Origin of the sequence: Bradyrhizobium sp. SZCCHNRI3043 (genome assembly GCF_032377735.1) — a bacterium.
Taxonomy (GTDB): Bacteria; Pseudomonadota; Alphaproteobacteria; order Rhizobiales; family Xanthobacteraceae; genus Bradyrhizobium.
The window spans coordinates 39,378-64,422 of the sequence record NZ_JAUHID010000014.1 but is presented as its reverse complement, the minus strand read 5'-3'; the positions used below and the strand labels follow the sequence as shown (position 1 = coordinate 64,422).

Here is a 25,045-nt window from a genome sequence, read left to right as displayed (position 1 = left end):
GGCACCATTGATATCAGCGTTTGTTGGCACCGTGCGCGCGCTGCTGTGGCGAGGCGCGATCATGGCAGCTCTTGGCAGTGCTGGGGTCGCGGGCGTCCCGTCCTATGCCAATGCGCAGGCGCTGCCGGGCGCCGAAGCCGTCTATGCCTCGGCGCCGCCGCGACTGCTTCAGATCCGCACGCTCGTGGCCGATGCCGGTCGCCAGACCTCGACCGGTTCCGGCTTTCTGGTCTCCGCCGACGGGCTCGCGGTCACGAACTATCACGTCGTGTCGGACGCCGCGCTCGAGCCGAAGACCTACCGGCTCGAATATACGGGAGCCGATGGCACACAAGGCGGCGTGACGCTGCTCGCCGTCGACCTGCCCAACGATCTCGCGCTCGTTCGCGTCGACAAGCAGAACGCGCCGTTCTTCTCCTTCGACAAGGCCGCGCTCGACGGCAGCCTGCCGAAAGGCGAGCGGCTGTATTCGCTCGGCAACCCGCTCGATCTCGGCTTCACCATCATCGAGGGCACCTACAACGGTCTCGTCGAGCACAGCTACAACGATCACATCCACTTCACCGGCGCGCTCAATCCCGGCATGAGCGGCGGGCCGGCGGTCAATGCGCAAGGCCAGGTGGTGGGCATCAACGTCGCCACCCGCCGCGGCGGCCAGCTCATCAGCTTCCTGGTGCCGGCGCGCTTCGCCGCCGCGCTGCTGGCGCGCGGTCAGGATGCCAGGCCGGCGGCGGCCGATCTGCGCAAGGACGTGGTCGTGCAGCTCACCAGCTGGCGCGGAGCGCTCTACAAATCCTTGGGCGAGGAGGGCTTCCGCGACCGCGTATTTGGGTCCTATCAGGCGCCGGAGACGCGCGCGGGCTGGTTCGAATGCTGGGCGAGCACGAATGCCAGCGCGTCGCCGAAGCCGCGCGCCAGCATCAATTCGACCAGTTGCAAGGCCGAGGCGAGCGTGTATGTCGCCTCCGACCTCAACACCGGTGTGGTCGAGGTCAGCCACTCCTACGCGAAATCGATCGACCTCAATCAATTCCAGTTCGCGACCGTGCTGACGCAACTGGCGCAGCCGCGGCTGACCATGGGTGGCTCGTTCCGCAAATGGTACACGCCGCAGCATTGCCATGCGGATTTCGTCGGCGTCGCGCCGGCGGCCGCTCATCCGCCGCTGCGCGTATTGTGGTGCGTGCAAGGCTATCGCGAGTTCGACGGCCTCTACGACGTCGTGCTGGTCGCGGTCACGCAGGACCACGCCGACGAGGCGCTGGTGTCGCGGCTGAACCTGCAAGCGATCGCCTACGACGACGCCTTGCGCCTCGGCAAGAGCTTCCTCGAACGCCTGCAGGTCGCACGATGATCTGGATCGAGATCCTCTCCAAGCATCGCGACGTCGCCGGCCGCTTCCGCGTCGATGCCACCGAGATCAGCATCGGCCGTGGCTATGACAATCACGTCATCCTTGACGATCCCTATGTCGCCGCGCGCCATGTGCGGATTTTCCGTGACGGCGAGGGGCGCCTCGTCGCCGAGGATCTCGGCAGCGCCAACGGTCTCTTTCTCGATCGCGGCAAGAGCCGGAAGCCGCAGCTCGTCCTCGATGGCATCAAGCCGATCCGGATCGGCCAGACACTGCTCCGGATCCGCGACGCCGGCCATGCCGTCGAGCCGGAGCGGCTCGCGGGCTCCGAACGCGGGGCGTTGCCGATCATCGCGGCGATCGCGCTCGGCGTCGTCCTGCTCGCGATCAATGCGCTGATGACCTGGTTTGCGCAGACCACCGAGGCGCATCTGTCCGATTATCTCGTGCCGACCCTCACCGTGATCGGGGTCGTCGTTGCCTGGGTCGGCGTCTGGGCGCTGCTGGCGCGGCTGTTTTCCGGTCGCTCGCATTTTCTGCGCCACCTCCTGATCGCGCAGGCGGGTCTGATCGCATTCTGGATCTACAGCGAGTTCGCCCAGATTGCCTCGTTCGCCCTGACCTGGACGGCCGTCTTCACCTACGGCTATGTCGTGTCGTGGATCGTTCTGGCGGCGACATGCTTCCTGCATCTGCGCGAGGTCGGGCGCACCCACATGCTCGCCAAGGGCATGGTAGTCGGGCTGCTGCTCGTGGTCGCGATCGCGGTTCAGACCGTGCAGCGGTCGGAGGCGCTGGCGAATTCCGGCCGTCCCAATGTCAGCCACGTGCTGATGCCGCCGTCCTTGCGCCTGGTTCCAGTACAGGACGAGCAGGTCTTCTTCGACGACGCTGCGCGGCTGAGGGCAAAGCTCGACGCCGATCGGGCCTCGCTGACGCCGGCCGGTGTGGAGCGCTGAGCACAGTTCCACCGTCTTTGCTCCAGCAGATTGAAAGTTCCCCGGTTCCCATCATAGCCTCTATCCGGGTTTTTACGGGGGAGGGGGCAATGAACAGGCGGGCGCTGCTGGGATTGGGGGCGGCATTTCTGGTATCAGGGTGCCTAACAGGCAAAGAAGGCACCGAGTATGCGGTGGTGTCACAGAAGATCGGGGCGCCGCGTTCCGGACACTCCCGCATCGTCATCATGAGTTTGAAGGATGCCTGGCTCGACAGGACCACCTGCGACGCCAAGGTCGATGGCGTCGCGCTGAGCCGCCTGATCCCCGGTACCTACGTCTACCTCGACCGGCCGGCCGGTCCGCACCACCTCGTCGCCACCCAGACCCTGTTCCCGGGCGACTCGGTGCTCGATTTCAATACCGAACCGGGGCGGACCTATTTCTTCTCGATCAGGCCCAGCGATCGGTCCAGGGCCATGCAGGGCGGCGGCATGGCATTTGGCCTGCTGGGCATGGGCGTAATGGCGGCGGCCTCGTCGGGCGCCGACAACAAGGGCCCGGTCGACTTCGTTCCGCTCCAGGAAGGGCAGGCGAGGGCGGCGCTGGCGGAGCTTCTGCAGGCCGAATAGGCCCATTTTCCTTGCGTTGCGCCAAAATCCGGCTATATAGCGCGCCATCTCACACGGAAACTTGGCTCTCCTAGAGGGCGTCCGGTGGCAAGCCGGGCCTTAACGGTCTGTCTTTGCTCACGCGTTTCCGGAGGAATCAACCGGAGAATATCCAATGGCGCTACCTGAATTCACGATGCGCCAGCTGCTCGAAGCTGGCGTGCACTTTGGTCACCAGTCTCACCGCTGGAATCCGAAAATGGCCGATTTCATTTTCGGAGCCCGCAACAACATCCACATCATCGATCTCGCCCAGACCGTGCCGCTGCTGCACACGGCGCTGCAGGCTGTCAGCGACACCGTCGCCAAGGGCGGCCGCATCCTGTTCGTCGGCACCAAGCGCCAGGCGCAGGACAACGTGGCCGATGCGGCCAAGCGTTGCGCGCAGTATTTCGTCAATTCGCGCTGGCTCGGCGGTACGCTGACCAACTGGAAGACGATCTCGGCCTCGATCAAGCGCCTGCGTCATCTCGACGAGGTGCTGTCCTCTGGCGAAGCCAACTCCTACACCAAGAAGGAGCGGCTGACCCTGCAGCGCGAGCGCGATAAGCTCGATCGCTCGCTCGGCGGCATCAAGGACATGGGCGGTCTGCCCGACATGATCTTCGTGATCGACACCAACAAGGAAGACATCGCGATCCAGGAGGCCCAGCGCCTCAAGATCCCGGTTGCCGCGATCGTCGATACCAATTGCGACCCGAAGGGCATCACCTATGTCGTGCCGGGCAATGACGATGCGGGCCGTGCGATCTCGCTGTATTGCGACCTGATCGCGCGTGCCGCGATCGACGGCATCTCGCGGGCGCAGGGCGAGCTCGGGATCGACGTCGGGGCTTCCGCCGCCCCGCTGGAGGAAGAGCTTCCGGCAGCGTCGGTCGCCTCGAAGTTCCAGGGGCTGCCCGGTCCGCGTGGCACCGCCGACGATCTCAAGAAGCTCACCGGCGTTTCGGGGGCCGTCGAGAAGAAGCTGAACGACCTCGGCATCTTCCACTACTGGCAGCTCGCCGAGCTCGATCACGACACGGCACACCAGATCGGCGAAGAAGTGGGTCTGCCGAGCCGGGCCGATGCCTGGGTTGCCCAGGCCAAGTCGCTCGCCGACGCCTAAGACGACGCAAGAGAATCTGGCCGGCGTCTCACGCCGGCCATCGCGACTGAGATAGGTTTTTCCTGGCAGCGGGCGGCGACCAGCCATCCGCTGCGTCGCGCTTTGGACAGGCAAAAGGACGTTCAACAATGGCTAACATCACCGCAGCGATGGTGAAGGACCTGCGCGAGTCGACCGGCGCGGGCATGATGGACTGCAAGGCCGCGCTCACCGAGAACGGCGGCGACATGCAGGCCGCGCAGGATTGGCTGCGCAAGAAGGGCCTGTCGAAGGCCGCCAAGAAGGCCGGTCGCGTTGCGGCCGAGGGCCTGATCGGCGCGCTGACCTCGGGCAAGAAGGGCGTGGTCGTCGAGGTCAACTCCGAGACCGACTTCGTCGCCCGCAACGAGCACTTCCAGGGCCTGGTCAAGATGATCGCCCAGGTCGCGCTCGACGTCGGTGCCGACGTGGAGAAGATCAAGGCCGCCAAGGTGGGCAGCATCACGGTCGAGGCCGCGATTGCCGATTCGATCGCCACCATCGGTGAGAACCAGACGCTGCGGCGTGCGGCTTCGCTCGAAGTGAGCCAGGGCGTCGTGTCGAGCTACGTCCATGGCGCCGTCATCGAGGGTGCCGGCAAGCTCGGCGTGATCGTGGCGCTGGAGTCGCCCGGCAAGACCGACGAGCTCGCCGTGCTCGGCCGCCAGCTCGCGATGCATGTCGCCGCGGCCAATCCGCAGGCGATCGATGCGGCCGGTCTCGATCCGGAACTCGTCAAGCGCGAGAAGGACGTGCTCGCCGACAAATATCGTCAGCAGGGCAAGCCGGAAAACGTGATCGAGAAGATCGTCGAGTCCGGTCTGAAGACCTACTACAAGGAAGTCACCCTGCTCGAGCAGGCCTTCATCCACGACAGCGGCAAGTCCGTCGCGCAGGCGCTGAAGGAAGCCGAAGGCAAGGTCGGTGGTCCGATCAAGGTCGCCGGTTTCGTCCGCTATGCCCTCGGCGAGGGCATCGAGAAGGAAGAGACCGACTTCGCTGCCGAAGTCGCCGCCGCCAGCGGCAAGAAGTAACGACTGAACCTGGTTCGATCCGGCGCATGCGTGCGCCGGATCCCAACGCGCGAGACAGGGAAGCATTGGCACATGGCTGAGCCGGTCTATCGTCGCGTCGTGGTCAAGCTGTCCGGCGAATATCTCGCGGGCCCTCATTCCTTCGGCATCGACCAGCCGACCATCGACCGCATCGCCGACGACCTCATTGCGGCTCAGAAGTTGGGCGTCGAGATTGCCGTCGTCGTCGGCGGCGGCAACATGGTGCGCGGGGTCGAGGTCTCGTCGCAGGGCGTATCGCGCCCGACCGGCGACACGATGGGCATGCTCGCGACCGTCATGAACTGCCTGGCGCTCGAAGCCGCGATTCAGCGCAAGGGTACCCCGGCGCAGGCGCTCTCGGCCTTCGTGATGCCGGAGGTTTGCGAGCTGTTCACGCGCGCTGCAGCGCACAAGTCGCTGGCCGAAGGGCGCATCGTGGTGCTCGGGGGCGGCACCGGCAATCCCTATTTCACCACCGATACCACCGCCGTGTTGCGGGCGGCCGAGATCGGCGCGCAGGCCGTGCTGAAGGCCACCAATGTCGACGGCGTCTATAGTGCCGATCCCAAGAAGGATCCGGCTGCCAAGCGCTTCGACCGTCTGACCCATTCGCAGGCCATCGAGGGCGGCTACAAGGTCATGGACGCGACTGCATTCGCGCTTGCCCGGGAAACATCGCTGCCTATCATTGTCTTCTCCATTGCCGAACCCGGCTCGATCGGTGCGATGCTGCGGGGCGAAGGGCGCGGCACCATCGTCGCGGGGTGATCCCGGCACCGTCGGCAGCCGGTGTTGGACCGATCCCCAGCCTGCGGTAGAAGCGTAAGCGAAACAGGAATTCGTCCGGGAGTTGCGCGAGTCCGGCCGCTGGCCCTCCAAGGCCCGGCAGAACGGCCGCAGCGACCGGGTTGCAGAAAGGAAAGCGTGATGTCCACGGGCAATTTCGATCTCAACGAACTGAAGCGCCGCATGCAGGGCGCGACCCAGGCGCTGAAGCACGAGCTCGGCGGCCTGCGCACCGGCCGCGCCTCGGCGTCGATGGTGGAGCCGGTCCAGGTCGAAGCCTATGGCTCGCACATGCCGCTCAACCAGCTCGCCACCGTCTCCGTGCCCGAACCGCGTCTGCTGTCGGTGCAGGTCTGGGACAAGTCGATGGTGAAGGCGGTCGAGAAGGCGATCGTGGATTCCAATCTCGGCCTGTCGCCGGCGACCGAAGGTCAGGTGATCCGGCTTCGCATTCCCGAGCTCAACCAGGAGCGCCGCAAGGAGCTGGTGAAGGTCGCGCACAAATATGCCGAGGCCGCGCGCGTCGCTGTCCGCCATGTCCGCCGCGACGGTCTCGATACCCTCAAGAAGCTCGAGAAGAATCACGAGATGTCCGAGGACGATCAGGAGCGCCTCGCTGCCGACGTGCAGAAGGCGACCGACAGCGTGGTCTCGGAGATCGACCAGCTGCTGGCGGCGAAGGAAAAGGAAATCCTCACCGTCTGAAGGATGTTTTTGATGTCCAATGCCGCGGCCCCCGTGACGGAGGCGCCGGAACGCTCCGACGGCCCGGCCCACGTTGCCATCATCATGGATGGCAACGGTCGCTGGGCTGCGGCGCGCGGGCTGCCGCGAGCGGAAGGGCATCGCCGCGGCGTCGAGGCGCTGCGCCGCGTGGTGCGCGCCGCGCCTGAGCTCGGCATTCGCTATCTCACCATCTTCTCGTTTTCGTCCGAGAACTGGTCACGCCCGGCGAGCGAGATCGGCGATCTGTTCGGCCTGCTGCGCCGCTTCATCCGCAACGATCTCGCAACCCTGCATCGCGACGGTGTGCGCGTCAGGGTGATCGGTGAGCGCGACGGGCTCGAGCCCGACATCTGCGCGCTCCTGAGCGAGGCCGAGGAGCTGACCCGGGGCAACACCAAGCTGACGCTGGTGGTCGCCTTCAACTACGGCTCGCGCCAGGAGATCGCGCGCGCGGCCCAGCTTCTGGCGCGCGAGGTCGCCGAGGGCCGGCGCGATCCGTCCTCGATCGATGCCGACGCGATCGGTGCCCATCTCGATGCGCCCGATGTTCCCGATCCCGATCTCATCATCCGCACCAGCGGCGAGCAGCGGCTGTCGAACTTCCTGATGTGGCAGGCGGCCTATAGCGAGCTGGTGTTCGTGCCGATCCATTGGCCCGATTTCGACAAGGCCGCGCTGGAGGGCGCGATCGCCGAGTTCGGCCGGCGTGAACGCCGCTTCGGCGGTCTCGTGGCGAAAACCGCCTCGTGACCAAACCGGATACCGCAGCCGTGGGAGACGCCGGCGGGCAGCCGAAGCAGGCTGCGCCCAGCAATCTGGTGATGCGGGTTGCGGCGGCGCTCGTGCTGGTGCCGCTGGCGCTCGGCGCTGCCTATGGCGGCGGCGTGTTCTGGACCGCACTGGTCACGATCGTCGCGGTCGGCCTGTATCTCGAATGGCTGATGGTGGTGGGCGAGGTCCGCAAGGCCAGCGTCGGCACGGCCGGAGCCCTGGCCATTGGCGTTGCCGGCATTTGCTGCGCATTCGGCCTGATCGACTTCGCCGTCGTCGTGCTCGCCCTTGGCCTCGTCGTGGTCACGGCGCTGGCTGATGCGGGACGCCGCGCCTGGGTGGCCGCCGGCTTCGCCTACGCCGCCGCTGCCGAGCTCGGCTCGGTGCTGGTGCGCTTCGATGCCGCCGAGGGATGGCATGCGCTGGTGCTGGTGTTTCTGGTCGTGTGGGCCAGCGACATCGGCGGCTACGTTGCGGGCCGCAGCATCGGCGGGCCGAAGCTCGCGCCGCGGATCAGCCCGAACAAGACCTGGGCCGGCGCGATCGGCGGCTTCGCGGCCAGCCTTGCTGCCGCGGCCGGCTGGTCGTTGGCGGGCGCCGGCGGACTGGTGACGATTCTCGTGCTGGCAGCAGTGCTGTCGGTGGTCTCGCAGCTCGGCGACCTGCTCGAATCTGCGGTGAAGCGGCACTTCGGGGTCAAGGACTCCAGTCACATCATTCCCGGCCATGGCGGCCTAATGGATCGCCTGGACGGCTATGTCGCGGCAATCGTTGTCGCCGCGGTCCTCGGTTTGCTGCGCGGCGGCCTCGATGGCGTCGGCCGCGGTCTTCTGGTTTGGTGATCGGCAGCGCGGCTGACCGGTCGATAATGTTTTGGTGAGAACATGAGCGCAGTGCCATTGCGGAACAACAAGGCCGGTATCGCGGAGGTGCGCAGCGTCACCGTGCTCGGCGCCACCGGCTCGATCGGCGATTCGACCATGGATCTCGTGCGCGGCGCGCCGGAGCGCTACCGGGTCGAGGCGCTGACCGGCAACAGCAACGTCCAGGGCCTGGTGAAGCTGGCCCGGGAGTTCAGCCCGCGCTTCGTCGCGGTGGCCGATCCGGCGGGGCTCGATGAGCTGCGTGACGCACTGGCGGGCACCGGGATCGAATGCGGGGCAGGGGAGAGCGCCATCATCGAGGCGGCAGCCCGTCCCGCCGACTGGGTCATGGCGGCCGTCTCCGGCGCCGCCGGCCTCAAGCCGGCGCTCGCCGCGGTCGACCGCGGCGCGACCGTGGCGCTCGCCAACAAGGAATGCTTGGTCTGTGCCGGCGACTTCTTCATGGAGCGGGCCGCCCGGGCCGGCGCCTGCATCCTGCCGGCCGATTCGGAACACAACGCGCTGTTCCAGGCGCTGTCCTCGGGCAATCGCGAGGAGCTGGTGCGGGTGATCATCACCGCCTCCGGCGGTCCGTTCCGCACCTGGGCGGCTGGCGACATCGAGCAGGCGACCTTGGCGCAGGCGCTGAAGCATCCGAACTGGAGCATGGGCCAGAAGATCACGATCGATTCGGCCTCGATGATGAACAAGGGCCTCGAGGTGATCGAGGCGTCCTACCTGTTCGCGCTGTCGCCCGACGAGATCGACGTCCTGGTCCACCCGCAGTCCATCGTCCACGGCATGGTCGAGTTCTCGGATCGCTCGGTGGTGGCGCAGCTCGGCGCGCCCGACATGCGCATTCCGATCGCCCACTGCCTTGGCTGGCCGGAGCGTATCAAGGGCCCGTCGGCCCGGCTCGATCTCGCCAAGATCGGCACCCTGACTTTCGAGGCGCCGGACTTCGAGCGGTTCCCCGGTCTGCGGCTGGCCTACGATTCGCTGCGCACCGGGCGCGGCGCGACGACGGTGTTCAATGCGGCCAACGAAGTCGCCGTCGCGGCCTTCATCGCTGGTCATATCCGGTTCGGTGCTATTGCCCGACTGGTCGAGGCAACCCTCGAAGCATGGGCCCGATCAGGTAATCTGGCACCGTTGACCTCGGCGGACGACGCCATCGCCATTGACCATGACGCGCGAAAAAGGGCCTCCGGCCTCTTGCCTCAAATCGCCGCAAAAGCATCTTAAAGGGTTGGACGGGCCTCTGGCCCATCGGGAAGGTCATCGATGTCGGAATTTTTCCACCATATCTTCAATACGTTGAGCCATGGCCTTCTCGGCTACATCGTCCCGTTCCTGTTCGTGCTGACGATCGTGGTGTTCTTCCATGAGCTCGGCCATTTCCTGATCGCGCGCTGGGCCGGCGTGAAGGTGTTGACGTTTTCGCTCGGATTTGGCCCAGAACTGATCGGTTTCAACGACCGCCACAACACCCGCTGGAAGATCTCGGCGATCCCGCTCGGTGGCTACGTGAAGTTCTTCGGCGACGAATCCGAGGCCTCGACGCCGTCGGCCGAGGCGCTCGCCAAGATGACGGCCGAGGAGCGCGCCGACAGCTTCCACCACAAGACCGTCGGCCAGCGCGCTGCGATCGTCGCGGCCGGCCCGATCGCCAACTTCATCCTGGCGGTCATCATCTTCGCTGGCATGGCGCTGTATTTCGGCAAGCCGAACACGACCCCGCGGGTCGATGCGGTGCAGTCGGACAGCGTCGCGGCCGCCGCCGGCTTCAAGGACGGTGACGTCATCGCCGCCATCGATGGCCGGGCGATCGAGACCTTCGCCGACATGCAGCGGGTCGTCTCGGTCAACGCCGGCACGGAATTGTCCTTCCTGATCAAGCGTGACGGCACGGAACTCACCCTGAAGGCGACGCCGGCGCTGAAGGAGGTCAAGGACCTGTTCGGCAACAGCCACCGGATCGGCGTGCTCGGCATCCAGTACAACGCCAAGCCGGACGAATCGCGGTCGATCCCGGTCGGGTTCCTCGAATCGATCAAGATCGGCTTCGAGCAGGTCTGGTTCATCATCTCCACGACCTTCAAGTTCATCGCCTCGCTGTTCGCGGGCGCCGGGAGTGCCGGCGACGTCGGCGGACCGATCCGAATCGCACAACTCTCGGGGCAGGCGGCCAGCCTCGGCTTCCAGTTCGTTGTGCAACTGTGCGCGACGCTTTCGGTCTCGATCGGGCTCCTGAACCTGTTCCCGGTTCCGCTGCTCGATGGCGGGCACCTGTTGTTCTATGGGGTCGAGGCCGTCCGCGGCCGGCCGCTGTCCGAGCGGGCGCAGGAGATGGGGTTCCGAATCGGCCTCGGGCTGGTCCTCATGCTCATGGTCTTTGCAACCTATAACGATATCCTTCACCTCGCCGGGTCCTGAGCGCGGCTTTTTTACGACGTGGCCGTTGGGCAACGTTTTGAAACGAATTTGAAAATTCAGAGAGATCCGGCGTTTGCCGTCGGGTCCAAATTGGCTACAAGCGAACGACAAATGGGAATCTGTCGGGTTCGTAGGGGTACGGAACCGGCAACGGAATATAAGGGCGCGTAGCGCATGAAGTTCGGATTGCGGGTGCGGGGGGGCTTGGCGGCCGCCTTTATCATGTTCGCCGGACCGGTGGCTTTGCCGCTGGCGAGCGTGGTTCTTTCGTCGCCAGCTGCGGCTCAGACGGTCAACTCGATCGAAGTGGTCGGTAACCGCCGCGTCGAGCTGGAGACCATCCGCTCGTACTTCAAGCCGGGCCCCGGCGGGACGCTCGACGCCGGCCGGGTCGACGACGGCCTCAAGGCGCTGATCGAGACCGGCCTGTTCTCCGACGTGAAGATCAATCGCCAGGGGGGGCGCCTGATCGTCACGGTCGTCGAGAACCCGGTGATCGGCCGCGTCGCTTTCGAGGGCAACAAGAAGGTCAAGGACGAGCAGCTCCAGGCGGAAGTGCAGTCGAAGCCGCGCGGCACGCTGTCGCGTCCGATGGTGCAGTCCGACGCCCAGCGCATCGCGGAGATCTACCGCCGCTCGGGCCGTTACGACGTGCGCGTCACGCCGGAAATGATCGAGCAGCCGAACAACCGCGTCGACCTGATCTTCACGGTCGAGGAAGGTGCCAAGACCGGCGTGAAGTCGATCGAGTTCGTCGGCAACAACGCCTTCTCGTCCTATCGCCTCAAGGACGTCATCAAGACCCGCGAGACCAACCTCCTGAGCTTCCTCGGCTCGGGCGACGTCTACGATCCGGACCGTGTCGAGGCCGACCGCGACCTCATTCGCCGCTTCTACCTGAAGAATGGCTATGCCGACGTACAGGTTGTGGCTGCGCTCAGCGAGTACGATCCGGAGCGCAAGGGCTTCCTCGTGACCTTCAAGATCGAGGAAGGCCAGCAGTACCGGGTCGGTTCGGTCGACTTCCAGTCGTCGATCGCAACGCTCGACGCCACCACGCTGCGCGGCTATTCGCGCGTCAGCGTCGGCTCGCTCTACAACGTCGAGAACATCGAGAAGTCGGTCGAGGAAATGCAGATCGAGGCCTCGCGGCGCGGCTACGCGTTCGCGGTGGTCCGTCCGCGCGGCGATCGCAACTTCGAGGCCCACACCGTGTCGGTCGTCTTCGCCGTCGACGAGGGCCCGCGCACCTATATCGAGCGCATCAACATTCGCGGCAACACCCGCACCCGTGACTACGTCATTCGCCGCGAGTTCGACATCTCCGAGGGCGACGCCTACAACCGCGCCCTGGTGGATCGTGCCGAGCGCCGCCTGAAGAACCTCGACTTCTTCAAGGACGTGAAGATCGTCACCGAGCCGGGCTCTTCGAGCGACCGCGTGGTCCTGAACGTCAACCTGGAAGAGAAGTCGACCGGCGACTTCTCGATCTCCGGCGGTTATTCGACCACGGACGGTGCGCTCGCCGAGGTCTCGATCTCCGAGCGCAACTTCCTCGGCCGCGGCCTGTTCGCCAAGGCGTCGGTGACCTACGGCCAGTTCGCCCGCGGCTACTCGCTGTCGTTCGTCGAGCCCTATCTGCTCGACTACCGGGTCGCGCTGGGCCTCGACCTCTACCAGCGCCAGCAGCTCGCCAACAACTTCATCTCCTACGGCACCAAGACGCTCGGCTTCAGCCCGCGCCTCGGCTTCCAGTTGCGGGAAGACCTGTCGCTGCAGCTGCGCTACTCGATCTATCGCCAGGAGATCTCGCTGCCGGCGACGCTGTCGGACTGTAACAACGTCGCGGCCGGCACCCTGATCGGCAACCGCTTCGTGCCGTTCAATCCGACGCCGGCGTTCATCAATGCCAATGGTCTCGCCGATCCGAACGGCGGTCTCGGCTGCTTTGCCAACGGCGAGGCCTCGCTGCCGGTGCGCCAGGAGCTGGCGAACGGCGCGACGCTGACCTCGGCACTCGGCTACACGCTGAACTACAACACGCTCGACAACAACAAGAACCCGACCGACGGCCTGCTGGTCGACTTCAAGCAGGACTTCGCTGGTGTCGGCGGCGACGTGTCGTACCTGAAGACCGCGTTCGATGCGAAGTACTTCACCCCGCTGGTGTCGGACATCGTCAGCATCGTCCACCTCCAGGGCGGCATCCTGAACAAGATCGGCAATACGCAGCTGCGCATGCTCGATCACTTCCAGATGGGTCCAAACCTGGTTCGCGGCTTCGCTCCGAACGGCATTGGTCCGCGCGATATCAATCCGTTCGGCACGCAGGACGCGCTGGGCGGCACCAAGTACTGGGGCGCTTCGCTCGAACTGCAGATGCCGTTCTGGTTCCTGCCCAAGGAGACGGGCCTGAAGGGGGCCGTCTACGCCGACGCTGGCGGCCTGTGGGGCTATCAGGGTCCGACGTCCTGGGCTGCGACGGGCGAGGTTAATACCCCCGGCTGTATCAAGCCGACGCGCAACCCGAACAACGCCGGCACCTGCCTTGGTCTGCAGTTCGATGACCAGAACAAGGTCCGGACCTCGGTCGGCGTGGGTCTGGTGTGGGCGTCGCCGTTCGGTCCGCTGCGCTTCGACTACGCGATCCCGCTCACCAAGGGGCAGTTCGACCGGACGCAGGAATTCCGGTTCGGCGGCGGTACCTCGTTCTGAGCCTGGGCCGATCGAATCCGGGTTGGCATCGACCAACCTCGCCGGTGTAAGAAATGGGAGCTCGGTTCCGGGACACCGGAGCCGGGCTCTGACTTTTTGTCTTGAGAGTACGACGGAATGGCCCAGCCGACCTTCTTCCAATCGCCGCCGCCCACGACCCTGGCGGCGATCGCCGCCGCCGCCAAGGCCACCCTGGTCGACCCATCCCGCGGCGAGCAGGTCGTCAAGGGACTGGCGTCGCTCGACGAGGCCGGTCCGATGCATCTGGCATTCTTCGACAACCTCAAATACGCCGACCAGCTCGCCGGGACCAAAGCGGGCGCCTGCCTGGTCAGTCCGCGATTCGAGGCGCGCGTGCCGTCCCATGTCGCAGTGCTTCGCGCCAATCAGCCGTTCCGCGCCTTCGTGCAGCTCGCGCGTGAGTTCCATGCCGACGCACTGCGGCCGCAGCCTTGGTTCGGCGACGACGGAATCTCGCCCCAAGCCATCATCGATCCCACCGCGCGCCTGGAGGACGGCGTCATCGTCGAGCCGCTGGCGGTGATCGGCGCCCATGTCGAGATCGGCTCGGGGACGATCGTTGGCGCGGGTGCCGTGATCGGCCCCCACGTCAAGATCGGTCGCGACTGCAATGTCGGCGCCCGCACCGTCATCCAGTGCGCGCTGATCGGCAATGACGTTCTGATCCATCCCGGCTGCAGCATCGGCCAGGACGGCTACGGCTTCATCTTCTTCGGCGCGGACGGGCACACCAAGGTGCCGCAGACCGGGCGGGTTCTGATCCAGAACCATGTCGAGGTCGGCGCCGGCACGACGATCGACCGGGGCAGCCTGCGCGACACGGTCATCGGCGAAGGCACCAAGATCGACAACCAGGTGCAGATTGGCCACAATGTCACAATCGGGCGGCATTGCCTGCTGGCGGCCCAGATCGGGCTGGCAGGAAGTCTCACGATCGGCGACAACGTTGCGCTCGGGGCGAAGGTTGGCATCAACAATCACCTGACGATCGGCGATGGTGCGCAGGTGACCGCGATGAGCGGCGTCAAGGACGACATTCCGCCGAACGGCCGGTGGGGCGGTTTCTTCGCCAAGCCGACCAAGCAGTGGTTCCGCGAGATCGTTGCGGTGGAACGGCTGGTGCGGGATTCGACCGCGACGAACAGGGACGAGGGACGGGAGTGATGGAGGAGTCACCCATCAAGTTTGCGGACGTCGACATCAACGAGATTCTCAAGACGCTACCGCACCGTTATCCATTTCTCCTGATCGACCGCGTGAAGAACATCCGGGCCGACTACAGCGGCATCGGCGTGAAGAACGTGTCGATCGGCGAGCCCTGCTTCCAGGGGCACTTTCCGGAGCGGCCGGTCTATCCGGGCGTGCTGATGATCGAGGGCATGGCCCAGACCGCCGGCGTGATCGGCATCAAGTCGGTCGAGGGCACGGAAAAGCCGCGCGCGGTGTATTTCCTCACCATCGACAAGTGCAAGTTCCGCAAGCCGGTGCTGCCCGGCCAGACCATCGAGTACCACATGCGCTCGATCGGCCGGCGCAAGACGATGTGGTGGTTCCACGGCGATGCCAAGGTCGACGGCGTCGTCGTCGCCGAGGCCGATGTCGGCGCGATGCTGACCGACTGACGGGCTGGTAGAAAGTTGATTGCGTCGACATGAGCAAGATTGATCCCACCGCACGCGTCGAGGATGGCGCCGTCATCGGTGAGGGGACCGTGATCGGTCCTTACTGCATCGTCGGCCCCAACGTCGTGATCGGGGCCAACTGCAGACTGATCAGCCACGTCCAGATCATGGGCCACACCACGCTCGGCGACGACAACGTGATCTCGCCCTTCGTCGTGCTCGGCGGCGCGCCGCAGGATCTCAGCTATCGCGGCGAGCCGCATCGGCTTGAGATCGGCTCCGGCTGCACCTTCCGCGAAGGCGTGACGATGAACATCGGCACCACCAAGGGCGGCGGCCTGACCAGGGTCGGCAATGCCGGGTTCTTCATGAACAATGCCCATGTCGCCCACGATTGCGTCGTCGGCGACAACGTGATCTTCGCGACCTCGGCCACACTCGGCGGCCATGTCGAGGTCGGCGATTCCGTCTACATCGGCGGTCTCTCGGCGGTGCATCAGTTCACCCGCATCGGCCATGGCGTGATGGTCGGCGGCGTCTGCGGCGTGCGCGGCGATATCATTCCGTATGGCCTGGTCAACGGCCAGTATGCCGCGCTCGAAGGTCTCAACGTCATCGGCATGAAGCGCCGCAAGTTCACCCGCGAGCGCCTCGCCACGGTGCGTGCCTTCTACCAGAAGCTGTTCCACGGTCCCGGCGTGCTCGCCGACCGCCTCGCGGCGGTGCGGCCGCTCGCCGGCGAGGATCCCGCCATTGCCGAGATCCTCGCCTTCATCGACGGCGGCCGACATCGCGCCTTGTGCCTGCCCGAGATCGGCAGGCCGACGATCGAGCCTTGAGCGCGATGGGGACGCCGGCTGCCGAGACCACGCCGCCGATCGGCATGATCGCCGCGGGCGGGGTGCTGCCCTTTGCGGTCGCCGACGAGATCGTCGCGCGCGGCCGGACGCCGGTGCTGTTCGCCCTGAAGGGCATCTGCGATCCGAAGCCGCTGGCGCGTTTCCGGCATCACTGGATCGGCCTCGGCCAGCTCGGCAATGCCCTGAAGCTGCTCAAGGCCGAGGGTGTCCGTGACCTGATGTTCATCGGCAACCTCGTTCGTCCGGCGGTGTCGGAGATCCGTTTCGACTGGGGCACGCTGCGCGAGCTGCCCTACATCTGGTCGGCCTTTCGCGGCGGCGACGATCATCTGCTGTCCGGCGTTGGCCGCATCTTCGAGCGCCACGGCTTTCACATGATCGGCGTCAAGGACGTCGCCCCCAATCTGCTCGTGCCCGAAGGGCGGCTGACGCGGAGCGGGCCCAACGATCTGGTGACCGGTGACATCGCCAAGGGGCTCGCCGTGCTGCGCGCGATGGCGCCGTTCGATGTCGGGCAGGCGGTGGTCGTGATCGACGGCCACGTCGTTGCGCTCGAGGACATCGAGGGCACCGACGGGCTGCTGGCCCGCGTGGCGCGGCTGCGTGCCGATCGCCGCATTCGTGCTGCGGCCGGGCGCGGCGTGCTGGTGAAGGCGCCCAAGGCCGGCCAGGATCTTCGCTACGACCTGCCGACCATCGGCCCGCGCACCGTCGAGGGGCTTTCAGCCGCGGGTCTCGCCGGAGTCGCCGTCGCGGCCGCCTATACGCTGCTCGCCGATCCCCAGGAGACAGTGGCTGCCGCCGATCGGGCAGGCGTGTTCATCACGGGCGTCACTGCGTGACGGCGCGGCCTCTGGCAGGCGCGGCCATGCGCAGGATCTGCCTGGTCGCGACCGAAGAGTCCGGGGATCGCCTCGGCGCCAGCCTGATGAAGGTGCTGCGCCAGCGGCTCGGCGACGGCGTCGAATTCTCCGGCGTCGGCGGCCGCGGCATGACACGCGAGGGGCTCGTCTCGCTGTTTCCGATCGAGGAGCTCTCGATCGTCGGCTTCGCGGCGGTGCTGAAGCAACTGCCCAAGATCCTCCGCCTGATCCGCGGCACGGTTGACGCGATCGTTGCGGCCCAGCCCGACGTGCTCGTCATCATCGACAGTCCCGACTTCACCCAGCGCGTGGCGAAGCGGGTTCACGCGCGCGATCCCGAGATTCCGATCGTGAACTACGTCGCACCGACCGTATGGGCGTGGCGCCCGGGCCGGGCGGGCGCGATGCGCGGCTACGTCGATCACGTGCTGGGCTTGCTGCCGTTCGAGCCGGAGGCGTTCCGAAGGCTCAATGGTCCGCCCTGCACCTATGTCGGCCATCCCCTGATCGAGCAGCTCGCCAGCCTGCGCCCCAATGCGGCAGAGCAGGCGCGCCGAGATGCCGACCCTCCCGTTCTGCTGGTGCTTCCTGGCAGCCGGCGCAGCGAGGTCGCTCGCCACATCGCCGTGTTCGGCGAGACATTGGCGCGGCTGCGCGCCCAAAACCTGGCCTTCGAAGCCGTGCTGCCCACCATCCCGCATCTCGAAGCCGCGGTGCGGGCCGGAGTCGCAAACTGGCCGCTCGTTCCGGAGATCGTCACGGGCGAGTCCGAGAAGCGGGCAGCCTTCAGGCGCGCGCGCGCCGCGCTCGCCAAGTCCGGCACGGTAACCCTGGAGCTCGCGCTGTCCGGCGTGCCGATGGTGACCGCGTATCGCGTCGGCGAGATCGAGGCGTTCATTCTCCGGCGAGTCGTCAACGTGCAATCGGTCATTCTCGCCAATCTCGTGATCGGCGAGAACGTCATTCCGGAGTTCCTTCAGGAAGCCTGCACGGCCGACAATCTCGCGCCCGTTCTCGCCGATCTCCTGGGCGACGGTCCGATACGAGCGCGCCAGGTCGAGGCATTCGATCGCCTCGACGCGATCATGTCCACGGGCGCGGCCTCGCCGAGCGTGCGCGCGGCCGACATCGTGCTGGCGACGATGCGCAGCGGGCGGCGCTGATCAGGCCTGAAGCGGCATCTTGAATTCGAAGGTCGTTCTGTCCTCGGTCGAGGTGGCCTGCAGCGTGCCGTCATGCGCTCGCGCAATCTCGGAAGCGATGTAGAGTCCAAGCCCGAGACCATGCTGGCTTGGACGCTCGCCGCGCATATAGGGCTTGAACAGATTCTGCATCGCCTTGTCCGAGATCGGCGGCCCGTGATTGGTGACATCCAGCACGAAACAGCCCTCGCTCGTCGTTGCGGAGACCTGGATCGGCTTGTCCTTGTCGCCGTAGGAGATGGCATTGCCGAGCAGGTTCGAGAACAATTGTCCGATCTTGCTGCGGTCGCATTTGACCGGCTCCGCGATGTCGATGTGGGTCTCGATCTCGTGATCGGGCCAAGCCAGCCGGATCTCGGAGACGACCTGCTCGATCACCGGCGCCAACGGTTGCCGCGCGTCGGGCTTGATCGTCAGGCCGCCGCCGAGGCGCCCCCGGGCGAAATCCATGATGTTGTCGACCAGTCCGGCCATGCGCATGACTGATTTCTGAATCATCGAAATGATCTCGGGCGCTCTGGCGCTGTCCTGGTTGCGCAGCAGCACGCGCATTCCGGCGTCGATCGAGGCCAGCGGATTGCGGAGGTCATGGCCGAGAACGCCGATGAATTGCTCTCTCAGCTCGGCGGTCCGGCGCTCGTCGAGCAGATTGGCCTCGGTGATCTTGAGCCGTTGCTCGATCGAAAACCTGCTCTTCTCGCTGAGGCCGAGGCTGGCCTGACTGAGCGCGAAGCGCTGATGAAGCTCCAGCTGGGCCGCGATCAACTCCCCGAACAGCTGAAACGTGCTGAGGATTTCGGGCCGGTCCAGCTCGCGCGGCGCTGGATCGATCGCGCACAGGGTGCCCCAGATGGTCCCGTCGGACAGGGTGATCGGAGCGGAGATGTAGCTGCGAAAGCCGTAGAGCTTTGGCGTCGGGTGATCGCGAAACATGCGATCTGTCTCGACGTCGCCGATGACGACAGCTTCGCCGCGCTCCCGGACCTCGCTGCAGATCGTCGTCTTGACGCGCAGCTCGCCGCCCTCTTTCAGGCCGAAATTGATGTCGTCGCGGACCGCACAACAGACCCATCGACCCGAGGTCACGCGCGCGACCGCAACGAATCCCATCCCGGTGATCCTGCTCACCGAGTCCAGAATTTTGGGAACGGCGTCGAGCTGCTGGACAGCATGGACGTCCGGGTTGGGATTGGTCGTCATCGTATGCTCGAGCTGGTCCCCGATCCAGGATGCAAGTCGTGTCTTCAATTTGCACCGTTCAACGCATTGAGCCCCGGAACGTTCGCCGGAACAAAATGATCGTCGTGCGATTGAATGACATTGGACAGGAGACAGAGTGTCCCGCGGTCGGCTCACAAGAAAAACAGTTCTGGTCGTTGAGGACGAGGGGCTGATCCGCGCCAACGCTGTCGACATGATCAGAGACCTCGGTTTCGACGTCATCGAGGCCGTTGACGCCGATCAGGCCATTTCGCTTCTCGAGCGATGTGACCGTGTATCGGTCGTTTTCACGGATATCCAAATGCCCGGTTCGATGGACGGCCTTCGGTTGGTCGCCGTCATCAGGGACCGCTGGCCCCCGGTTGCGCTCCTAGTGACGTCAGGTCAGGTGACCCCTTCGGAATTGCCGTCGGGCGCGCGCTTCCTTGCCAAGCCATATGGGGCCGAGCAGCTCAGGTCTCATCTCGAGGCGCTGGCCTGATGCACTCCCGACTGGTGCCGCGAGTTAGAAAGGTGCTCAGAAAGGTGCGACCTCACAAACGAAACGGCGCCGTCGGGATCGACGGCGCCGTTCGAGAGCGGAATTGCGCTGCGGTGCGGCTCAGCCGCGCTTGTCCATGTCGACATAGTTGCGCGTCGTGACGCCGGTGTAGAGCTGGCGCGGACGGCCGATCTTCTGTTGCGGATCCTCGATCATCTCGCTCCACTGGCTGATCCAGCCGACGGTGCGGGCGACGGCGAACAGCACCGTGAACATCGACACCGGGAAGCCCATCGCCTTCAGGGTGATGCCCGAGTAGAAGTCGACGTTCGGATAGAGCTTGCGCTCGATGAAGTACTGATCGCTGAGCGCGATCTTTTCGAGCTCCATCGCGACCTTGAGCATCTGATCGTCGGCGTGGCCCGTCTCCTTGAGCACCGCGTGACACATCTTCTGCATGATCTTGGCGCGCGGGTCGTAGTTCTTGTAGACGCGATGGCCGAAGCCCATCAGGCGCACGTCGCTGTTCTTGTCCTTCACCTTGGCGATGAAGTCCGGAATCTTGTCGACGGTGCCGATCTCGGCCAGCATGTTCAGCGCGGCCTCGTTGGCGCCGCCGTGTGCCGGACCCCACAGGCAGGCGATGCCGGCGGCGATGCAGGCAAACGGGTTGGCGCCCGAGGAGCCGGCGATGCGCACCGTCGAGGTCGAGGCGTTCTGCTCGTGATCGGCGTGCAGGATGAAGATCTTGTCGAGCGCGTCGGCGAGAACCGGGTTCGGCTTGTACTCCTCGCACGGCACCGCGAAGCACATGTTCAGGAAGTTCTCGGCGAAGGAGAGCGAGTTCTTCGGATAAACGAAGGGCTGGCCGATGGTGTATTTGTAGGCCATCGCCGCCAGGGTCGGGATCTTCGCGATCATCCGCATCGACGCGATCATGCGCTGCTTCGGATCGTTGATGTCGGTGGAGTCGTGGTAGAACGCGGCGAGCGCGCCGACCGAAGCGACCATGACCGCCATCGGATGCGCGTCACGGCGGAAGCCGTGGAAGAAGCGCGACATCTGCTCGTGCACCATCGTGTGATGGGTCACGCGATAGTCGAAATCCTGCTTCTGGGCCTTGGTCGGAAGCTCCCCGTACAGCAGCAGATAGCAGGTTTCCAGGAAGTCGCCCTTCTCGGCGAGCTGCTCGATCGGGTAGCCGCGGTATTCCAGGACGCCGGCGTCGCCGTCGATATAGGTGATCTTGGACTGGCAGCTGCCGGTCGAGGTGAAGCCCGGGTCATAGGTGAACATCCCGGTCTGGGCGTAGAGCTTGCCGATGTCGATGACGTCGGGACCCACGGTGCCGCTCAGGATCGGAAGATCGAAATTCTTGTTGCCGACGGTGAGGGTCGCGGTCTTGCTTGCGGATTTTGCGTCCATCGTTTGTCCCCGATGAGATCGTTAGGCTTGGCCCTTGTTCTTTTTGAGAGATGGCAGGGCAGGTGGACTTTATCTAGTGCGGTGGCTTTGACATTCGCGTCACTGTCGCTGCCAACAGCTTAAGCGAGGGTCAAATCCGAAACCGTACTGGAATCTTATACTTACTAGTGTCCTTCGGCCCTAACATCCGTCAACGAGCCCGCCGCAACGTATGAAGAATGTCCGAGCCGGGAAAACCAGTGGGTGCCGCGCAAATGCGTATCGTATTGCCCTGTGCGCTGCAAGATGGGGAGCAATGCGACCTTATGAGGTGGTCTGGTCCTCCAGACGGCCCAAGGATTCATCACGCCCCAGGATCGCCAGAACGTCGAAAATACCGGGTGAGGTGGTTCGGCCGGTGAGCGCCGCGCGCAGCGGCTGCGCCACCGCGCCCAGCTTGAGATTGTTGGCTTCAGCAAACGCACGCAGCGCGGCTTCCGTGGCCGGTCCGCTCCAGGACTCGACAGCGGCCAGCGCCTCATGCAGCCGGCCGATCAAGGCACGGCTGTCCGGCGTCAGCAGGGCGGCGGCCTTGGCGTCGATCGGAAGCGGCCGGTCGGCAAAGATGAAGGCGGCGCCGTCGATCAGCTCCAAGAGCGTCTTGGCGCGCTCCTTGAGGCTGGGCATCGCCTGGGTGAGCTGCGCGCGCGTGGCGTCGTTGAGCTTGGCCTTGAGAGCCGCGCCGTTCGGCACGTAATTCAGCACGTCCTCGAACTGGCGCACCAGCGCCGCATCGTCGCTGTGGCGGATATAGTGGCCGTTGAGGTTCTCGAGCTTGGCGAAGTCGAACCGCGCCGCCGAGCGGCCGATCGCCGGCAGGTCGAACGCCTTGATCATCTCCTCGGTCGAAAAGATCTCCTGGTCGCCATGGCTCCAGCCGAGCCGCACCAGGTAATTGCGCAGTGCCGACGGCAGATATCCCATCGCACGGTAGGCGTCGACGCCGAGCGCACCGTGGCGCTTCGACAGCTTCGAGCCGTCCGGCCCGTGAATCAGCGGGATGTGCGACATCGACGGCACCGTCCAGCCGAGCGCATCGTAGATCTGCTTCTGGCGCGCGGCGTTGATCAGATGGTCGTCGCCGCGGATGACGTGGGTGACGCCCATGTCGTGGTCGTCCACGACCACCGCCAGCATGTAGGTCGGATTGCCATCGCCTCGCAGCAGCACGAGGTCGTCGAGGTTCTCGTTCTGCCAGACCACGCGGCCCTGGACCTGATCCTCGATCACGGTCTCGCCGGTCAGCGGCGCGCGCAGCCGGATCGTCGGCTTGACGCCTTCGGGCGCCTCCTTTGGATCGCGGTCGCGCCACATGCCGTCGTAGAGCCGGGTGCGGCCTTCCGCGCGCGCCTTTTCGCGCATCGCGGCCAGCTCCTCGGCGGTGGCATAGCAGCGATACGCCATGCCGCTGGCGAGCAGTTGTTCGGCGACCTCGCGATGGCGCGCGGCGCGGCTATATTGGTAGATGACCTCGCCGTCCCAATCGAGCTCGAGCCATTTCAGGCCGTCCAGGATGGCGTCGATGGCCGCCGTGGTCGAGCGCTCACGGTCGGTGTCCTCGATCCGCAGCAGCATCTTGCCGCCGCGGCCCCGCGCATACAGCCAGTTGAACAGGGCCGTCCGGGCGCCTCCGATGTGGAGAAAGCCGGTCGGGGAGGGGGCAAAGCGCGTGACGATCGGGGAGGTCATGGGCGGCAGCACGAAATCCAGGCAGGGGCTATGAAGGGCGGGGGGTGTATAGCAGGCCTATCGCATAACTAAAGCCTTCCTTGGGGGAAGCGGATTTGGCAGATAGGCTGCCAAATTCCGGAGCAGGATATTCTTGATGACCACGACGACAGACACGGCGACGACGGCAGAGGCAGGGCGCGACTTCATCCGCGACATCGTCCAGGCCGATCTCGACAGCGGCAGGCACAAGACGATCGTCACCCGGTTCCCGCCGGAGCCGAACGGCTACCTGCATATCGGCCATGCCAAGTCGATCGGTCTCAACTTCGGCATTGCCCAGGAGTTCGGCGGCCGCTGCAATCTGCGCTTCGATGACACCAATCCGACCAAGGAAGAGCAGGAATATATCGATTCCATCCAGGCCGACGTGCGCTGGCTCGGCTATGACTGGGGCGACAACCTGTTCTTCGCTTCGGATTATTTCGAGCGGCTCTACGATTGGGCGGAAGGGCTGATCAAGGCCGGGCTCGCCTATGTCGACGACCAGTCGCAGGAGGAGATCCGCCTGTCGCGCGGCACGCTCACCGAGCCCGGCAAGAACAGCCCGTTCCGCGACCGCACGGTCGAGGAGAATCTCGACCTGTTCCGGCGCATGAAGGCCGGCGAATTCCCGAACGGCGCGCGCGTGCTGCGCGCCAAGATCGACATGGCCGCCGGCAACATCAACCTGCGCGACCCCGTGCTGTACCGGATCATGCACGCCCATCACCCGCGCACCGGCGACGCCTGGAAGATCTATCCGAGCTACGACTACGCCCACGGGCAGTCGGACGCGATCGAGGGCGTGACGCACTCGATCTGCACGCTCGAGTTCGAGGACCACCGGCCGCTCTACGATTGGTTCCTGGACAAGCTGCCGGTGCCGTCGCATCCGCACCAGTACGAGTTCGCGCGGCTCAACCTGACCTACACGCTGCTGTCGAAGCGCGTGCTGACGCGGCTGGTGCAGGACGGCCATGTCTCAGGCTGGAACGATCCACGCATGCCGACCATCGCCGGCCTGAAGCGGCGCGGCGTGCCGCCGGCTGCGGTGCGCGAGTTCATCAAGCGCATCGGCATCGCCAAGGCCAACAGCATCGTCGACGTCGGCATGCTCGAATTCTGCATTCGTGAGGAGCTGAACCGCACGGCGCTGCGTCGGATGGCCGTGCTGCGGCCGCTGAAGGTAGTGATCGAGAATTATCCGGAAGGCCAGGTCGAGGAGCTCGATGCGATCAACCACCCCGACGATCCCGCAGCCGGCACGCGCAGGATCGCCTTCGGCCGCGAGCTCTATATCGAGCAGGACGACTTCATGGAGAACCCGCCGAAGAAGTTCTTCCGGCTGTCGCCGGGCAACGAGGTGCGGCTGCGCTACGCCTATTTCATCAAGTGCCGCGACGTCATCAAGAACGACGCCGGCGAGATCGTCGAGCTGCGTTGCACCTATGATCCCGCGACCAAGGGCGGCAACGCGCCGGATGGACGCAAGGTCAAGGCGACGATGCACTGGCTGCCCGCTGCGCAGTCGCTGACCGCCGAGATCCGCCTCTACAACCAGCTGTTCGCCAATCCGAGCCCCAATGCGGCCGACTTCACCGCCGATCTCAATCCCAACTCGCTCGAGGTCCTGACCGACGCGCGCATCGAGCCGGCGATCGCCGAGAGCAATTCGGACGCGCCGATGCAATTCGAGCGCCAGGGCTACTTCGTCCGCGATCCGGATTCGACGCCCGACAAGCTCGTGTTCAACCGCACCATCGGCCTGCGCGACACCTTTGCGAAGGAGGTCGCGAAGGGATGAGATGGGGACCGCAGCCGCAGCTCAATTGATCGCTGCGAGGCCGGCCTCGGTCAGCGTTGGCACGCCATCGCTGACCTCCACCAGGCCGCGCTCCGCGAGGAGCGAGAGATCATCGTCGGCGACGGGGGAGAGCGTGAGCCGGTGGGCCTTGATGTCCCGCAACGTCCAGCGCAGGTGGATCGCCGTGTCGAGCGCGAGGTCGGCAAAGGGATCGTCATTGTCATGGTGGTCCATACCCGCATAAGCCCGTGCGGTGCCGAAAGTTCCAATGACGTTCCCGGCACCGGGATTGGATTCTCGTTCCGTTCCGCTAGTCGGATTCCCCGTGGTTTCGCTAGCCTCCATGCCCGTGAAGT

General features: G+C 65.3%; 23 protein-coding genes. 19 read left to right on the top strand and 4 right to left on the bottom strand.

All coding sequences use genetic code 11. From position 1 onward, the window contains the following. Window positions 1-61: 61 nt before the first annotated feature. The 17 genes from QX124_RS23675 (at window position 62) to lpxB (ending at window position 17,970) form a co-directional block, all read left to right on the top strand. Window positions 62-1,354, top strand: coding sequence for a S1C family serine protease (locus QX124_RS23675; RefSeq protein ID WP_409997741.1), 1,293 nt, complete (start codon window positions 62-64; stop codon window positions 1,352-1,354). Beyond that, the gene (locus tag QX124_RS23670) at window positions 1,351-2,313 is read left to right on the top strand and encodes an FHA domain-containing protein (protein ID WP_315798436.1); all 963 of its coding nucleotides are present in this window, start codon (window positions 1,351-1,353) and stop codon (window positions 2,311-2,313) included. Before QX124_RS23675 ends, QX124_RS23670 begins: the two co-directional genes overlap by 4 nt. Before the next feature lie 227 nt (window positions 2,314-2,540). Continuing rightward, window positions 2,541-2,924 carry a hypothetical protein gene (locus tag QX124_RS23665; protein ID WP_315738236.1) on the top strand — a complete coding sequence of 128 codons (384 nt, stop codon included), beginning with the start codon at window positions 2,541-2,543 and terminating at the stop codon, window positions 2,922-2,924. Window positions 2,925-3,078: 154 nt separating this feature from the next. Further along, window positions 3,079-4,071, top strand: a complete 993-nt coding sequence (locus tag QX124_RS23660; RefSeq protein ID WP_315738235.1) for a 30S ribosomal protein S2 — start codon at window positions 3,079-3,081, stop codon at window positions 4,069-4,071. Window positions 4,072-4,199: 128 nt separating this feature from the next. After that, a complete protein-coding gene (gene tsf / locus QX124_RS23655; RefSeq protein ID WP_315711597.1) occupies window positions 4,200-5,123 on the top strand; it encodes a translation elongation factor Ts in 924 nt (307 codons plus the stop codon). A gap of 72 nt (window positions 5,124-5,195) precedes the next feature. Further along, window positions 5,196-5,912 (top strand): UMP kinase, encoded by a 717-nt coding sequence (pyrH, locus tag QX124_RS23650; protein ID WP_315738234.1) that lies wholly within the window; start codon window positions 5,196-5,198, stop codon window positions 5,910-5,912. 159 nt (window positions 5,913-6,071) lie between these two features. Then, window positions 6,072-6,635: a ribosome recycling factor gene (gene frr / locus QX124_RS23645; protein WP_315798435.1), complete on the top strand. Its 564-nt coding sequence runs from the start codon at window positions 6,072-6,074 to the stop codon at window positions 6,633-6,635. Window positions 6,636-6,647: 12 nt separating this feature from the next. Next, a complete protein-coding gene (locus QX124_RS23640; protein ID WP_315775043.1) occupies window positions 6,648-7,406 on the top strand; it encodes an isoprenyl transferase in 759 nt (252 codons plus the stop codon). Further along, a complete protein-coding gene (locus QX124_RS23635) occupies window positions 7,403-8,269 on the top strand; it encodes a phosphatidate cytidylyltransferase (protein WP_315798434.1) in 867 nt (288 codons plus the stop codon). The genes QX124_RS23640 and QX124_RS23635 overlap by 4 nt, the downstream gene beginning before the upstream one ends. 42 nt (window positions 8,270-8,311) lie before the next feature. Further along, window positions 8,312-9,535: a 1-deoxy-D-xylulose-5-phosphate reductoisomerase gene (dxr, locus tag QX124_RS23630; RefSeq protein WP_315798433.1), complete on the top strand. Its 1,224-nt coding sequence runs from the start codon at window positions 8,312-8,314 to the stop codon at window positions 9,533-9,535. 39 nt (window positions 9,536-9,574) lie between these two features. Then, the gene (gene rseP, locus QX124_RS23625) at window positions 9,575-10,726 is read left to right on the top strand and encodes an RIP metalloprotease RseP (RefSeq protein ID WP_315798432.1); all 1,152 of its coding nucleotides are present in this window, start codon (window positions 9,575-9,577) and stop codon (window positions 10,724-10,726) included. A 174-nt stretch (window positions 10,727-10,900) separates the two neighbouring features. Beyond that, on the top strand, window positions 10,901-13,441 hold the full coding sequence (bamA, locus tag QX124_RS23620; RefSeq protein WP_315798431.1) for an outer membrane protein assembly factor BamA: 2,541 nt from the start codon (window positions 10,901-10,903) through the stop codon (window positions 13,439-13,441). Between the two features lie 117 nt (window positions 13,442-13,558). Then, complete coding sequence (gene lpxD, locus QX124_RS23615; RefSeq protein ID WP_315798430.1) at window positions 13,559-14,626, top strand: UDP-3-O-(3-hydroxymyristoyl)glucosamine N-acyltransferase; 1,068 nt, start codon at window positions 13,559-13,561, stop codon at window positions 14,624-14,626. After that, window positions 14,626-15,084, top strand: coding sequence for a 3-hydroxyacyl-ACP dehydratase FabZ (gene fabZ, locus QX124_RS23610; RefSeq protein ID WP_315775037.1), 459 nt, complete (start codon window positions 14,626-14,628; stop codon window positions 15,082-15,084). The genes lpxD and fabZ overlap by 1 nt, the downstream gene beginning before the upstream one ends. 29 nt (window positions 15,085-15,113) lie before the next feature. Continuing rightward, a complete protein-coding gene (lpxA, locus tag QX124_RS23605) occupies window positions 15,114-15,923 on the top strand; it encodes an acyl-ACP--UDP-N-acetylglucosamine O-acyltransferase (protein WP_315798429.1) in 810 nt (269 codons plus the stop codon). A 5-nt stretch (window positions 15,924-15,928) separates the two neighbouring features. Next, entirely contained in the window at window positions 15,929-16,786 is an 858-nt protein-coding gene (locus QX124_RS23600) for an LpxI family protein (protein ID WP_315738319.1), read from the top strand. Continuing rightward, window positions 16,783-17,970: a lipid-A-disaccharide synthase gene (gene lpxB, locus QX124_RS23595; protein WP_315798428.1), complete on the top strand. Its 1,188-nt coding sequence runs from the start codon at window positions 16,783-16,785 to the stop codon at window positions 17,968-17,970. The genes QX124_RS23600 and lpxB overlap by 4 nt, the downstream gene beginning before the upstream one ends. On the opposite strand, the gene QX124_RS23590 is transcribed toward lpxB, so the two are convergent. Next, a complete protein-coding gene (locus tag QX124_RS23590; protein ID WP_315798427.1) occupies window positions 17,971-19,209 on the bottom strand; it encodes a GAF domain-containing sensor histidine kinase in 1,239 nt (412 codons plus the stop codon). It lies immediately after the preceding gene. A gap of 136 nt (window positions 19,210-19,345) precedes the next feature. Here QX124_RS23590 and QX124_RS23585 point away from each other — a divergent pair, with 136 nt between their 5' ends. Beyond that, window positions 19,346-19,711 (top strand): response regulator, encoded by a 366-nt coding sequence (locus tag QX124_RS23585; RefSeq protein ID WP_315798426.1) that lies wholly within the window; start codon window positions 19,346-19,348, stop codon window positions 19,709-19,711. A 120-nt stretch (window positions 19,712-19,831) separates the two neighbouring features. Here QX124_RS23585 and gltA read toward each other — a convergent pair whose 3' ends face one another. Both gltA and gltX read right to left on the bottom strand, forming a co-directional pair. Next, the gene (gltA, locus tag QX124_RS23580; RefSeq protein WP_315738222.1) at window positions 19,832-21,136 is read right to left on the bottom strand and encodes a citrate synthase; all 1,305 of its coding nucleotides are present in this window, start codon (window positions 21,134-21,136) and stop codon (window positions 19,832-19,834) included. Between the two features lie 303 nt (window positions 21,137-21,439). Next, the gene (gene gltX / locus QX124_RS23575) at window positions 21,440-22,864 is read right to left on the bottom strand and encodes a glutamate--tRNA ligase (protein WP_315780191.1); all 1,425 of its coding nucleotides are present in this window, start codon (window positions 22,862-22,864) and stop codon (window positions 21,440-21,442) included. Window positions 22,865-23,000: 136 nt separating this feature from the next. On the opposite strand from gltX, the gene QX124_RS23570 reads away from it, so the two are divergent. Further along, complete coding sequence (locus tag QX124_RS23570) at window positions 23,001-24,689, top strand: glutamine--tRNA ligase/YqeY domain fusion protein (protein WP_315798425.1); 1,689 nt, start codon at window positions 23,001-23,003, stop codon at window positions 24,687-24,689. A gap of 21 nt (window positions 24,690-24,710) precedes the next feature. On the opposite strand, the gene QX124_RS23565 is transcribed toward QX124_RS23570, so the two are convergent. Beyond that, on the bottom strand, window positions 24,711-24,923 hold the full coding sequence (locus tag QX124_RS23565) for a hypothetical protein (RefSeq protein WP_315738219.1): 213 nt from the start codon (window positions 24,921-24,923) through the stop codon (window positions 24,711-24,713). Window positions 24,924-25,045 lie beyond the last annotated feature (122 nt).

What these genes read in the sequence shown, in the direction of transcription:
- gltX (WP_315780191.1), bottom strand. Translation starts at nt 22,864, where the DNA reads ATGACCTCCCCGATCGTCACGCGCTTTGCCCCCTCCCCGACCGGCTTT.
- QX124_RS23675 (WP_409997741.1), top strand. Translation starts at nt 62, where the DNA reads ATGGCAGCTCTTGGCAGTGCTGGGGTCGCGGGCGTCCCGTCCTATGCC.
- QX124_RS23570 (WP_315798425.1), top strand. Translation starts at nt 23,001, where the DNA reads ATGACCACGACGACAGACACGGCGACGACGGCAGAGGCAGGGCGCGAC.
- bamA (WP_315798431.1), top strand. Translation starts at nt 10,901, where the DNA reads ATGAAGTTCGGATTGCGGGTGCGGGGGGGCTTGGCGGCCGCCTTTATC.
- fabZ (WP_315775037.1), top strand. Translation starts at nt 14,626, where the DNA reads ATGGAGGAGTCACCCATCAAGTTTGCGGACGTCGACATCAACGAGATT.
- QX124_RS23590 (WP_315798427.1), bottom strand. Translation starts at nt 19,209, where the DNA reads ATGACGACCAATCCCAACCCGGACGTCCATGCTGTCCAGCAGCTCGAC.
- lpxA (WP_315798429.1), top strand. Translation starts at nt 15,114, where the DNA reads ATGAGCAAGATTGATCCCACCGCACGCGTCGAGGATGGCGCCGTCATC.
- rseP (WP_315798432.1), top strand. Translation starts at nt 9,575, where the DNA reads ATGTCGGAATTTTTCCACCATATCTTCAATACGTTGAGCCATGGCCTT.
- QX124_RS23660 (WP_315738235.1), top strand. Translation starts at nt 3,079, where the DNA reads ATGGCGCTACCTGAATTCACGATGCGCCAGCTGCTCGAAGCTGGCGTG.
- QX124_RS23665 (WP_315738236.1), top strand. Translation starts at nt 2,541, where the DNA reads ATGAGTTTGAAGGATGCCTGGCTCGACAGGACCACCTGCGACGCCAAG.
- QX124_RS23600 (WP_315738319.1), top strand. Translation starts at nt 15,929, where the DNA reads ATGGGGACGCCGGCTGCCGAGACCACGCCGCCGATCGGCATGATCGCC.
- QX124_RS23640 (WP_315775043.1), top strand. Translation starts at nt 6,648, where the DNA reads ATGTCCAATGCCGCGGCCCCCGTGACGGAGGCGCCGGAACGCTCCGAC.
- QX124_RS23670 (WP_315798436.1), top strand. Translation starts at nt 1,351, where the DNA reads ATGATCTGGATCGAGATCCTCTCCAAGCATCGCGACGTCGCCGGCCGC.
- dxr (WP_315798433.1), top strand. Translation starts at nt 8,312, where the DNA reads ATGAGCGCAGTGCCATTGCGGAACAACAAGGCCGGTATCGCGGAGGTG.
- QX124_RS23565 (WP_315738219.1), bottom strand. Translation starts at nt 24,923, where the DNA reads ATGGACCACCATGACAATGACGATCCCTTTGCCGACCTCGCGCTCGAC.
- lpxD (WP_315798430.1), top strand. Translation starts at nt 13,559, where the DNA reads ATGGCCCAGCCGACCTTCTTCCAATCGCCGCCGCCCACGACCCTGGCG.
- tsf (WP_315711597.1), top strand. Translation starts at nt 4,200, where the DNA reads ATGGCTAACATCACCGCAGCGATGGTGAAGGACCTGCGCGAGTCGACC.
- frr (WP_315798435.1), top strand. Translation starts at nt 6,072, where the DNA reads ATGTCCACGGGCAATTTCGATCTCAACGAACTGAAGCGCCGCATGCAG.
- pyrH (WP_315738234.1), top strand. Translation starts at nt 5,196, where the DNA reads ATGGCTGAGCCGGTCTATCGTCGCGTCGTGGTCAAGCTGTCCGGCGAA.
- gltA (WP_315738222.1), bottom strand. Translation starts at nt 21,136, where the DNA reads ATGGACGCAAAATCCGCAAGCAAGACCGCGACCCTCACCGTCGGCAAC.